Here is an 11185-nt window from a genome sequence, read left to right as displayed (position 1 = left end):
GGCTTTTCTGGAGGCAACGTGATCATAGAAAACATGACGATGGACGAGTTCGCGTCGGGACTGGAAAACTGCCGCACCGTCTATATTCCTTTCGGCTCCGTCGAGGAGCATGGCAGCCATCTGCCGCTTTCCACAGACACCATAGAGGCCTACGAAGTCGGGAAAAGAGCCGCCGAAAAAGTACCGCTCTTCGTAGCGCCGCCGGTTTACTACGGATCGTGCCGTTCCACAGCGTGTCATCCCGGAACCATCTCCATCAGCACCACGACCTTGAAGGCTCTGCTCAAGGATATCGTGCGCTCGCTGCACGCCCAGGGCCTGATGAACTTCATAGCTCTGACCGGGCATGCCGGCGGATCGCACCGGATGGCGCTGCAGGACGCCGGCGAAGAGCTGATAGCAGAGACCCCGGATATCAACATGGCGGTGGTCACCGAATATGATCTGGCCAAGGACGCCGGTGCCGAACTCATAGAGACCCGTGGCGATTCACATGCCGGCGAGATCGAGACCTCGAGGATCATGCACTCGCATCCGCACCTGGTGAAGGGGCTCAGCCCGTGCGAGTATCCGAACTTTCCCACCGGTATCATCGTCAGGGACAAGCGCAGCTTCTGGCCCGGCGGTGTCTGGGGAGATCCCTCCAAGGCCAGTGCCGAGAAAGGGAGAATGATCGAGTCGCTGGTGGCCGACAAGGTGGTCGAGTTGGTAAAAGCCCTGGAGAGTAGACGCTGGTAAAATGCCCAAAAAAGCGGCTTCCAAATTTGGCTTTTAAAGGGACTTTAGCGTCAGGTGCAGGGGTAAGCCTGGGCTTGTTTTTCGTAGAGTGGCGCCAGGAGCGGTTCCGGCTCTGTGTTGGAGCGAGATCCTTGCCGCGAACCTAAAACGATGGCCGATAGAGACACGGAAGGCACGGAGAAAGTCAAAGGCGGATTCATCTTTGATCCAGCTGTCGAGAAGGCCGGCATAGCCGAAGGAGGCGAGCCGGCTTTTTTATCATCCCTCACCAAACCGATGCAAAGGTCAACAACCACACCTCGTACTTGACATAATATATCTTATGGGACGTAAAAGAGGCGCCCTTGCTTCTCAAGCGGTGGTACACGGCTGTCCGGCTCTGCCGGGCGGTTGTGCCACCGGGACAAGCGGAGCGCGTCAGCTTGGCGAAGCCAGGAAGGCAGACCCCCATCCTGTAACACGGGGGTAACTTTCGCAGACTTCCGGCTAACTAGCTGAATTTACATGAAATGAAAATTCCCGGGCTATTTCAGGTGCTTACGACACTGCTTACACCGTAACATGCTGAAATCAAAAGAAACTGCATCCAGAGGTGAAAAATGCTTCCAATGCACCGGAAAATCAGCCTCCGTCTTGACTCCGATCTCGCTGATCGTCTCCAGAGTCGTGCGGATCAGCAACGGGTGCCTGTGTCCCACCTACTCCGCCACCTCGTACTGCAAGCCTACCGGGTGCGTCGCGGCTTCTCTGATAAACAACTATTTGACACTTTGCCAATAGCAGGTTATATGACTATATAGTCATACACTGAAGGGGTCGCAATGAAAGAGCTTGTTGAGTTCCGCGCTGAAATCCTGAAAGCCTTGGCCCAACCTACCCGATTGAAGATAGTCGATTTTCTACGCGATGGAGAGCGGTGCGTTTGCGAGATTTTCCCCGCCATCGGCGAGGAGCAGTCGAATACCTCCCGCCACTTGAACATGATGCTCGCCGCCGGGGTCCTCTCCCGCCGCAAGGATGGATTGAAGATCTACTACGCCATCAAGCATCCCGAGATCCTGGCGGTCATGGACATCATCACTGACATAGTAAAAGAGGAGATTCACGGGCGGCACAGTCTGCTGAAGGTGATGTGAACGGAGGTGACGCCATGAAAGAACTAGCCATAGAGTGGCGGCATTATGACAAGGAAGGTGCAACTTGCGACCGCTGTGCAGCTACCGGATCGTCAGTTAGTGAAGTAGTTTCCGAACTGACCAACGAGCTGGCCGCAATGGGCGTTTCCGTAACCTTCACGGAAACGCCCCTCCCCGAAGAGCTAATGGCCCAGTCAAATATGATCCTGCTTAACGGAGTGCCCCTGGAAGCTGTTTTGGACAATGCTGCAGCGGATGAAACCCCCTGTCCGTCATGCTCATGCTTGACCGGCTCGGAAACGAGCTGCCGAACAGTTGAGTACGAAGGAAAGACTTACGAGGAGATCCCCGCTGAGCTCATTCGCAGGGCGGCCCACAAAGTCCTCGGGCTGAGCAAGGCGTAATTTTTTTGTCTCATTAAGTGAGTAATCAATCAAGCGCTCATGGAATACCTCATGCTGAAAAGCTTTGCCGACTACATTGTGTTCAGTGTCATTGGCCTCGTCCCCGGTTCACGTGCGGGCGAAGCGCTTGATTTCTTCATCTACGACACCCTGAAGATCTTCCTGCTCCTCACTACCATCATATTTGTGGTAGCGATCATCCGTTCCTCGTTTCCCCCGGAAAAAACCAAACGTATGCTTTCTCACAAGCGGGAATACGTCGGCAACGTCCTGGCTGCATTGCTCGGCATTGTCACCCCTTTCTGCTCCTGTTCGGCGGTGCCGCTTTTCATCGGTTTTGTCGAGTCAGGTGTTCCCTTGGGCGTGACCTTTTCGTTCCTGGTCTCCTCCCCCATGGTTAACGAGGTGGCGCTGATCATGCTCTGGGGGCTCTTTGGTTGGAAGATTGCCCTTATTTATATCGGCACCGGGCTGATGGTAGCTATCGTTGCCGGCATCGCCATCGGAAAACTGAAGATGGAGAAGTACGTCCAGGACTATGTCTGGGAGATGCAGGTAGGCAACTCCGAGATCACGATCATGACCTTCGGAGACAAAATCGATTATGCCCGTGAGTATACTCTGGGTCTTCTGAAGAAGATCTGGCCCTACGTGGTGGTCGGCGTCGGCCTTGGCGCCTTCATCCACGGGTACGTCCCCGCCGACTTCCTGGCGCGCTGGGCCGGGAGGGATAACTTCTTTGCCGTGCCGGTGGCTGTAGCGCTTGGAGTGCCCCTTTACAGTAACGCTGCCGGAGTGATCCCTATCGTCCACGCACTGATGGAGAAGGGAATGGCCATGGGCACAGTGCTGGCTTTCATGATGGCGGTGACCGCCCTCTCCCTGCCGGAAGCGATCATCCTTAAAAACGTGCTGAAGAATCGCCTGTTGGGCGTTTTTTTCGGAACTGTAGCCGTGGCGATCATCATGGTCGGGTACCTGTTCAACGCGATTCTTTAAGGTGAAGTCAGTATGTGCTCCGCCATAGATACCCGCATAACCGGAAAACTCAAGACCGCCATAGGCCTGACTGCAGTCACCCTGCTTGCAGAGGTGGGCGGCGCGTTCTTTGTTTTGGCTGCTTTGTTCGCAGTTCCCGCCTTTGCCGGACCCTGAGGAGGGCACGGCTACCCTGCCTGGGCCGGGTGGAGAAAGTAATAAGCAGTGAACGGTCCCGTCGGGGAGGCGGGACCACTACCATCAATCAAAAAGGAGAGCGTCAATGAAGATCGAGATTCTCGGTACCGGCTGTGCCAAGTGCAAGACCCTCTACGAAAACACGAAGAAAGCGGTTGCAGAAAGCGGCGTCAGCGCCGAGGTGGTGAAGGTGGAGGATATCCAGTCCATCATGAAGTATGGCGTAATGAGTACTCCGGCCCTGGTCATAGACGGCCAGGTCAAGTTTTCCGGCAAAGTGGCCACAGTTGTAGAGATCATGGGGATGCTGTAGGTCCCTGTCTTGTTAATCCTCTTGGAAAGGACATCCGATGAAAATTGTCATTTCAGCACTCGCTATCACCATGCTTCTTGCCGGCGCAGCGCACGCCGAGTTACCGTCAGCGACCGATGCGCTGGTCAGCCGCGCTCTTGTTTCCGGCAAACCCACAGTCATCGACCTCGGCGCCCGCACCTGCATCCCCTGCAAGAAAATGGCGCCGATCCTCGAATCCCTCTCGAAGGAATACCGCGGCAAGGCCTCGGTGCTCTTCATCGACGTCCATGAAAACCAGGCTGCGGCCGACAAGTTCCGCATCCAGATGATACCGACCCAGATCTTCTTCAACGCCCAGGGGAAGGAAGTGAAGCGTCACATCGGCTTCATGGAAAAAACGGAAATAGTCAACGCGCTGAAAGCGGCGGGACTGAAATGACCTTCCTCGATAACATCGAGCAGATCATCACGCTATATCCGATGGTCGCCTTCGGTGCGGTCTTCCTGGCTGGGGTGCTCTCCTCAGCCTCTCCCTGCGTGCTGGCCACCATTCCACTAGTCGTAGGCTTCGTAGGAGGGTCTAGCGATGGCGACCGCGGGAAGGCTTTCCGCTATTCGCTGGCTTTCATCCTGGGCCTGTCACTGACCTTCACCGCCTTCGGTGCTGTGGCCGGACTGCTGGGCACCATGTTCGGCACCCTGGGGGGACCGTGGTACTTCCTCGCAGGTGCCATAGCGCTGGTCATGGGTGGCCAGATGATGGGATTGTATGAAATCCGCCTGCCGGTTCGCCGCGATTTCAAACCTAAACGGGGCGGTTTGATAGGTGTGTTCCTGCTGGGGTTGTTCTTCGGGGTCGTCTCCTCACCTTGCGCAACTCCGGTGCTTGTCGTACTCCTCACTCTTGTTGCCGGGAAGGGCCAAGTGCTCTACGGCATCGCCCTCCTGTTCTGCTACGCTATCGGTCACTGTCTCCTCATGCTCTTTGCGGGCACCTTCACCGGGTTTGTCGAGGGGTTCGCCAAGGCACGCGGAGTGGCCAGCTTCTCGCTGTGGGCCAAACACGTTAGTGGAACTGTTGTTGCTCTGGTGGGAGCATGGTTTGTCTGGCAAGGGTTTTAATCACTACTTTTAGCAACAAGGTAACATGGGCAGGTGATTCAGGCGATGCCGAAGTACCTGCCTTATTTTGAAGCCATTGCATACGATTATCTAGATACATCGATAAGGCGGTTTTCATGACACTCAGGATCATCAATTTGGCGCTCTTCCTCTGCTTCGCCGCCACGTCGGCACGGGGCGAATCGCTCTCACTCAAGGAGTCGCTTGCCAGGGCGGTCGCCAACAACCCTCTCATGACGGAAGGGCGGCTCGGAGTGTCGGCCAGTGAAGAGAGCGTTGTGAGCGCGTTTGCGAAGCACTACCCGAGATTGTCGCTCGATGCCAACGTGACCGCACGCGAGGAGCCGCTCCCGTATATCCCTGCACAAAGTGCGAAGATCGGGCCGCATTTCAGCAACAGCTTCGGCTTCTACACCATCTGGACCAGCATCCCGATCTACCAGGGTGGACAGGTTATGAACGGAGTGGGCCTTGCCGAAGTCAGGAAACAGCTCCAGGAACAGGGCCTGTACTTCACCCGTAACGAGATAATCGCCAACACGGTCAACACCTATAACAAGTTCCTCCAGGTCCAGAAGCTGAAGGAGGCGTCGCAGAGTTCGGTCACCGCTCTCGAGGAGCAGGTAAAGAACTCGCGGCGTGCCTTCGAGTTGGGAAGGATTGCACGGGTAGACCTGCTCAAGGTGGAGGTCCAGTTGGCCAACGAGCGGCAACGGCTGTTGTCGCTGGAGGAGTCACTGATCACCCTGGCGTCAACCCTACACTACCTGATGGGAGAACCACCAAAGGAAGGCGTGCTCATCCCCCTCACTGACACGCTGACAGAACCTCCGCTCCAGGCCGATTTTGACAGGGCACTGGAATCGGCCAAGAGACAGCGCCCCGAATATCTCAGCGCTGTGGCCGGCGTCAAGGAAGCAGACTTCAACCGGAAGATCGTTCGAGGCAGATTTCTCCCCACAATAAATGCCGTGGCCGGCTACCTGGACCAGTACGGTTTCAACCCCTGGCACGAAGAGGCCAACTGGTACACCGGGCTCAACCTCTCCCTTCCCCTCTTCGACAAGTCCCTCTTCGCCGATCTTTCGCGGGAGAGAATCCAGACTGAGCGAGCCCAAGCCAGGCTAGCCGCAGTGGAGAACCAGGTCAGGCTCGACATAAGCACCTCGCTGACCTCTCTTCGGGAAAGCAAAAAGCGGATCGGGGCCGCGGAGGCAGTGCTGGCCCAGGCGCGGGAATCCTTTCGTATCGAGCGGGAGAAATACAACGCCGGCGCCGGGGCCATGGTCGATCTGCTCCTGGCCCAATCCGCCGAGGTAAACGCCGTGGCCAATTACTCTCAGTCGCTCTATGACTACAACGCCGCTGTGGTCGCCTATCGCCGGGCGACCGGAAATCTGGAGGAGTATCTGCAATGAAATCAAAAGCAATCGTGGTCCTGGTAGCGCTTGCCGTTATCGCCGGCGGCATCGGCGTCATAAAGAGCAAGCAGAAAAAGATCGCCAGCCTACCCCGTCCCCAGGCTTCCGCCCCCTCAGTGCAGGTGGTCCCGGTGGACCGGGGAACCATGGAGGTGACGGCCCACTACCTCGCCAGCATCGAGCCCTTCACCAAGAGCGATCTGTCGGCCCGGGTCTCGGGGAGCATCCTTTCCATAACCAAGAGGGAAGGAGATCCGGTCCGTCAGGGCGAGTTGCTGGCGACCATCGACGACCGCGAGTTGGTTGACCATGCCGTGGCGGTAAACGCGGAAGTGCAGGCAACCCGTCAGCGTCTCGCCGGGGCTCAAAGCGCCTACGCCACCCAAAAGTCCATTTATGGACGGGACGAAGCGCTGTACAAGGTTGGAGCCATCTCCAAGGAGGCACTGGAACGTTCGCAGGCCGCGCTGGACGGCGCCAAGGCGGTCGTAGATGCCTACGAGGAGAGCCTCAAAGGTCTGGCGATGAATACCAGGGTGGCAAAAACACAGGCCGGCTATGCCCGTATCACCGCCCCTTTCAGCGGCATAGTCTCCAAACGGTGGGTCGAGCCCGGGGACATGGCCGCACCGGGAAAGCCGATCCTGACCGTGGAGAAGACCTCACCATTCAAGGTGCTGGCGCAGGTGCCTCAGGAGGAATTGACCGGCATCCGCCCCGGCAGCAAGGTTGTGCTCACCAACGGCGGGCAGACTGTTGCCGCCAAGGTCAACCGCGTCTATCCGGCCTTGGGCAAGAACATGCTGGCCACCGTGGAGGTGCTGACGCCCTCCTCCCCCTTCGCCCTTCCCTCTTCGGCAACGGTGGGCTTCGACTTGGTAACGAAGAAGGTCGAGGGAGTTATCGTACCCGACCAGGCGGTGGTGAAGAGCAGTCAGCGGCAGGTGGTCTATGTCATCAGTAACGGCGTGGTGAAAATCAAGCCTGTCAAAGTAGCCGGCTCGGCGAATGGCAAGGCTGCAATCGTCTGCGATTTGGCGCCGGGCGAGCAGGTAGCCGTTGCCCAGGAGAACAAGCTCCTGACCCTGATAGAGGGGTGCCGGGTATCCGTAGCCGGAGGCGGAGCAGGTAATCCGGCACCCGCTGCGGGAGCGCCATCATCCCCAGCTTCGGTAAAGTCAGCCATAGCTGCCACCGGAGGCAGGCCATGAGATTCATGGAAAGCTACATCCGCCGGCCCCACCTCGTCCTCTCGCTGGTGCTACTCCTCTCGCTACTAGGGGTCTTGGGCTATCTGAAGATGCCCTTCAACCTGTTTCCAGATGTGGACCGACCCCAGATCAGTGTGGTGACGGTGATGCCAGGCGCTGCCGCAGGCGACGTGGAGAGCGACATCACCCGCCTGATCGAGAAGGAGGTTTCTACCATAGACCTGGTGCGCAAGGTCACCTCTACCTCCAAGGACGAAGCCTCGGTAGTAACCGCCGAGTTCGAGTACGAAAAGAGTCTCGACGCAGCAGCTACCGACGTTGCCAACGCTCTTAGCAAGATCGCGGCCCGGCTTCCCCAAGGGGTGCGCCCGCCCCAAATATTCAAGATCAGCCAGGCTACCCAGCCTGTGATGACTCTGGCGCTCTCCCCTAAGCTCGATGCGCCGGTCGATCTGCGCAAGCTGCGGGAGTTGGCGGACAACCAGGTCAAAGAAGAACTCCTTCGGGGCGGCGAGATCGCTAACGCAGAAATATTCGGCGGGTACCAGCCCGAAATTCAGGTAACAGTGGACCAGGACAGGCTGACCCGTTTTGGTGTCGGCCTACCGGACATCATGGGGGCGGTATCCGCCCAGAACCAGAACATCCCACAGGGGATGGTGATCAACCGTGAGGGGCAGTACCTTTTCAAAACCGAAGGTTCGGCGAAAAAGGCCCAGGAACTGGCGGCGCTGGTCATTGCCCGGCGGGATACCGGTACTGTCCATCTGCGGGATGTGGCGACTGTAGCGCCGGGGGTGCAGGAGCCGCAATCGGCCTACCGCGGCAACGGCAAGGAGGCCATCGGCATCAACATCCTGCGCAATCAGAACGGTCACGCACTGGACACTATCCAGGCCGTCGATGTGATACTCCCCAAACTCAAGGCCCGCTTTCCTTTCGTTAATTTCGAGATCAGCTATACCCAGAAGGACCTGATCGAACGGAGCGTGGACAACATGCTGGAGGCGCTGCGGGACGCAGTCATCATCACGGTGATCGTGCTGTTCCTCTTCCTGGCCAATCTGCGCACCATGCTTCTCTGCGCCATCGCCATTCCCTTCACCTACCTGATCACCTTCGCCTTCATGTGGCTCTTCGGGTTCGAGTTTCACATGGTGACGCTTACCGGCGTTATTGTGGCGGTTGGGATGCTTTTGGATGACGCCATCGTGGTGATCGAGAACATCGAGCGTCACTACCACGAGTCGAAGCGCGATCTCACAGAGCTCGTTGCGGGCGGGGTCGAGGAGGTCATGCTGGCGATCTTCTCCGGCACCTACGCCACCATCGTGGTCATCATCCCGATCGTCTTTATCGGCGGCTACGTCCAGACCGTGTTGCGTCCCATGGCTCTCGCCCTGACCATCGCCCTGGCGGCATCCTACATCGTCTCGGTCACCATCATACCGATCCTGGCGCCGTTCATACTCAAGAAAACCGCAGGAGAAAACCGTTTCGAGGCGGGTATCAAGAGGCTGAGCGACCTGTTCGTGAACGGCATCCGGGATCTGTTCGTCGGCCTGCTGGCAACGGCGCTCAAACACCGCTTCTGGTTTGTCGCTGCCGCCTTCGTGGTGCTGGTTCTGACCATGAAGTTCGCCAAGCCTCTGGTGGGCCAGACCGTCCAGCCTCCCATGGATACCGGCATCATCAAGATCAATTTCGAGGCCGACGCCAACTCCTCCCTGGCCCAATCGAATGCCATCCTCAGACGCATGGAGGAAGCGATCGGGAAACAGGAAGGTCTGGTCGCGGTCAGCTCGGTGCTCGGCTCCGAACCGGCTGTGGTCTCCTTCGGCAGCGGCAAGAATCCCCAGCAGGGAAATATCACCATCAACCTGGTGGACCGCTTCCACCGCAAGCAGTCTATCTGGCAGGTCGAGAACAACCTCCGCAAGGAGTTCGCCGCTATACCCGGGCTCAAATCGGCGGACATTTTCGAGTTCGGCGCAACCGCCATGTCGAGCATCCGGGCCGCCGTGGATGTCATGGTTACCGGCCCGGACCCCAAGGTGCTCGGCCAGATCGGGCAGGAGGTGAAACAGCGCCTGGAGAAGGCGGGCGGTCTGGAATCGGTGTCGCTCTCCTGGGGGCTGGACAAGAAGGAGGTGCTGTTTCGCGCCGATCGGGAGCGCTGCGCGACTTTCGGGATATCCCCTCGTGATGTAGCGGCTCAGGCCCAAGCCGCCCTGCAGGGAGGCGTAGCCTCCACCTTCAGAGTTGCCAACGAGGACGGATTCCCTGTCCGGATCAGGCTGGCCGAGCCGTACCGCGACAGGGCAGACAAACTTGCCGCCATCAAGGTCAACACACCTATGGGAGCGATACCCCTCGCCTCCCTGGGTACCATGACGGACAGCTACGTGCCCGCCCTGCTCACTCGCCAGGATATGCAGAACAGCATCGACGTCTACGGCTACAAGTCGCGGGCTGCCCTCTCCCATGTTATGGAGAATATCCAGGGGGAATTGGAAGGGATTCAGCTGCCTCCCGGTTACAAGATCTCCCAGGAGGGGGACGCCAAGCAGGGGAAGAGCAATTTCGAGGCGCTCACCATGGCGCTAGGGATCGGCATGGTGCTGCTCTACTTCTCCTTGATTCCCGCATTCAGGTCATTCATCCATCCACTGACCATCATGACCGCCATTCCGCTGGCCCTGATCGGCGCAGTCTGGTCGCTCCTTCTGGCCGGCCGCCAGCAGTCAACCTCCGCCTTCATGGGTGTGATCCTGCTGGCCGGGATCGTGGTGAAGAACTCGATCCTGCTGATCGACTTCATCGAGGTGGCCAAGGAGCGGGGAGCAACGACGATCCAGGCGCTGACTGACAGCGTCCGTGTCCGAACCAGGCCCATTGTCATGACCGCCTTCGGCACGGCTGTCGGAATGCTGCCCATCGCCCTTGAGAGGGCAATCGGCCTCGAGCGGCTGTCGCCGCTGGCAGTGGTCGCCATAGGGGGATTGATGCTCTCCACCTTCCTGACGCTCCTTTACGTACCGATCTTCTACACGATCTTTGAAGACGTGACCGAAATGGTGGGCAAACTCTTCAGACAGCCTGCGAGTACCGGTGATGAGGAGGAAGAGACCGGAAAAATCATTCAACCCTCCGCCACCCCTTGACATTCAAAATATTGCATGTATATATTGTGCATATGCACATTACAAAAAGGGAGGTAGGCAAATGAAAGTATGTTTTCCGGTTCTGGAAAATCGCGGGTTGGAGAGCCAGGTGTACGGACATTTCGGATCGGCACCGGGGTTCGTCATGGTGGACACTGAAACCCACGAGGTGACGGCGATCAACAACAGCGACCGGATCCATCAGCACGGGGCCTGCAATCCGATAGCGGGGCTGGGCGGTCATCGGGTTGATGCCATCGTTGTCGGCGGAATTGGCGGCGGGGCTCTTTACAAACTGAACGCTTCCGGAATTCGGGTATTCCAGGCACAGCAAGGAACCATCGCCCAGAACATCGAGCTCTTCCGGGCCAACGCTCTGCCGGAGTACATGCCGGGCCATACCTGCGGCGGCCACGGCCACGATCATGGATGCTCCCACTAGCCATGCCGCGTCCCCGTAAACCACGCATTTGCATCTGCCCTCATCGAGCGGGATATTCATCCGTTTTCAAACCCGC

At 58.0% G+C, this 11185-nt stretch carries 12 protein-coding genes; all 12 read left to right on the top strand.

The genetic code is table 11. From position 1 onward, the window contains the following. Positions 1–18 precede the first annotated feature (18 nt). The 12 genes from AC11W3_RS16520 (at position 19) to AC11W3_RS16465 (ending at position 11109) form a co-directional block, all read left to right on the top strand. On the top strand, positions 19–738 hold the full coding sequence (locus AC11W3_RS16520; RefSeq protein WP_484091199.1) for a creatininase family protein: 720 nt from the start codon (positions 19–21) through the stop codon (positions 736–738). A 599-nt stretch (positions 739–1337) separates the two neighbouring features. Then, positions 1338–1538 (top strand): ribbon-helix-helix protein, CopG family, encoded by a 201-nt coding sequence (locus AC11W3_RS16515; protein WP_484091198.1) that lies wholly within the window; start codon positions 1338–1340, stop codon positions 1536–1538. Positions 1539–1559: 21 nt separating this feature from the next. Then, positions 1560–1874: an ArsR/SmtB family transcription factor gene (locus tag AC11W3_RS16510; RefSeq protein WP_484091197.1), complete on the top strand. Its 315-nt coding sequence runs from the start codon at positions 1560–1562 to the stop codon at positions 1872–1874. Between the two features lie 14 nt (positions 1875–1888). Beyond that, the gene (locus tag AC11W3_RS16505; RefSeq protein ID WP_484091196.1) at positions 1889–2278 is read left to right on the top strand and encodes a DUF2703 domain-containing protein; all 390 of its coding nucleotides are present in this window, start codon (positions 1889–1891) and stop codon (positions 2276–2278) included. Between the two features lie 51 nt (positions 2279–2329). Next, positions 2330–3277, top strand: a complete 948-nt coding sequence (locus AC11W3_RS16500; RefSeq protein ID WP_484091195.1) for a permease — start codon at positions 2330–2332, stop codon at positions 3275–3277. A 262-nt stretch (positions 3278–3539) separates the two neighbouring features. Next, on the top strand, positions 3540–3767 hold the full coding sequence (locus tag AC11W3_RS16495) for a thioredoxin family protein (protein ID WP_484091194.1): 228 nt from the start codon (positions 3540–3542) through the stop codon (positions 3765–3767). 37 nt (positions 3768–3804) lie between these two features. Continuing rightward, positions 3805–4188: a thioredoxin family protein gene (locus AC11W3_RS16490; protein ID WP_484091193.1), complete on the top strand. Its 384-nt coding sequence runs from the start codon at positions 3805–3807 to the stop codon at positions 4186–4188. After that, complete coding sequence (locus tag AC11W3_RS16485; RefSeq protein WP_484091192.1) at positions 4185–4871, top strand: cytochrome c biogenesis CcdA family protein; 687 nt, start codon at positions 4185–4187, stop codon at positions 4869–4871. Before AC11W3_RS16490 ends, AC11W3_RS16485 begins: the two co-directional genes overlap by 4 nt. A 116-nt stretch (positions 4872–4987) precedes the next feature. Then, positions 4988–6289, top strand: a complete 1302-nt coding sequence (locus AC11W3_RS16480; protein WP_484091191.1) for a TolC family protein — start codon at positions 4988–4990, stop codon at positions 6287–6289. Beyond that, positions 6286–7503 (top strand): efflux RND transporter periplasmic adaptor subunit, encoded by a 1218-nt coding sequence (locus AC11W3_RS16475; RefSeq protein WP_484091190.1) that lies wholly within the window; start codon positions 6286–6288, stop codon positions 7501–7503. The genes AC11W3_RS16480 and AC11W3_RS16475 overlap by 4 nt, the downstream gene beginning before the upstream one ends. Further along, positions 7500–10667, top strand: a complete 3168-nt coding sequence (locus AC11W3_RS16470) for an efflux RND transporter permease subunit (RefSeq protein WP_484091189.1) — start codon at positions 7500–7502, stop codon at positions 10665–10667. The genes AC11W3_RS16475 and AC11W3_RS16470 overlap by 4 nt, the downstream gene beginning before the upstream one ends. Before the next feature lie 61 nt (positions 10668–10728). Next, positions 10729–11109, top strand: a complete 381-nt coding sequence (locus AC11W3_RS16465) for a NifB/NifX family molybdenum-iron cluster-binding protein (RefSeq protein WP_484091188.1) — start codon at positions 10729–10731, stop codon at positions 11107–11109. The last annotated feature ends 76 nt before the right edge of the window (positions 11110–11185 follow it).

Source organism: Geomonas sp. (genome assembly GCF_056994735.1).
This window is presented reverse-complemented; position numbering and strand designations above follow the sequence as displayed.

What these genes read in the sequence shown, in the direction of transcription:
- AC11W3_RS16500 (WP_484091195.1), top strand. Translation starts at nt 2,330, where the DNA reads ATGCTGAAAAGCTTTGCCGACTACATTGTGTTCAGTGTCATTGGCCTC.
- AC11W3_RS16480 (WP_484091191.1), top strand. Translation starts at nt 4,988, where the DNA reads ATGACACTCAGGATCATCAATTTGGCGCTCTTCCTCTGCTTCGCCGCC.
- AC11W3_RS16490 (WP_484091193.1), top strand. Translation starts at nt 3,805, where the DNA reads ATGAAAATTGTCATTTCAGCACTCGCTATCACCATGCTTCTTGCCGGC.
- AC11W3_RS16495 (WP_484091194.1), top strand. Translation starts at nt 3,540, where the DNA reads ATGAAGATCGAGATTCTCGGTACCGGCTGTGCCAAGTGCAAGACCCTC.
- AC11W3_RS16515 (WP_484091198.1), top strand. Translation starts at nt 1,338, where the DNA reads ATGCTTCCAATGCACCGGAAAATCAGCCTCCGTCTTGACTCCGATCTC.
- AC11W3_RS16510 (WP_484091197.1), top strand. Translation starts at nt 1,560, where the DNA reads ATGAAAGAGCTTGTTGAGTTCCGCGCTGAAATCCTGAAAGCCTTGGCC.
- AC11W3_RS16475 (WP_484091190.1), top strand. Translation starts at nt 6,286, where the DNA reads ATGAAATCAAAAGCAATCGTGGTCCTGGTAGCGCTTGCCGTTATCGCC.
- AC11W3_RS16465 (WP_484091188.1), top strand. Translation starts at nt 10,729, where the DNA reads ATGAAAGTATGTTTTCCGGTTCTGGAAAATCGCGGGTTGGAGAGCCAG.
- AC11W3_RS16470 (WP_484091189.1), top strand. Translation starts at nt 7,500, where the DNA reads ATGAGATTCATGGAAAGCTACATCCGCCGGCCCCACCTCGTCCTCTCG.
- AC11W3_RS16485 (WP_484091192.1), top strand. Translation starts at nt 4,185, where the DNA reads ATGACCTTCCTCGATAACATCGAGCAGATCATCACGCTATATCCGATG.
- AC11W3_RS16505 (WP_484091196.1), top strand. Translation starts at nt 1,889, where the DNA reads ATGAAAGAACTAGCCATAGAGTGGCGGCATTATGACAAGGAAGGTGCA.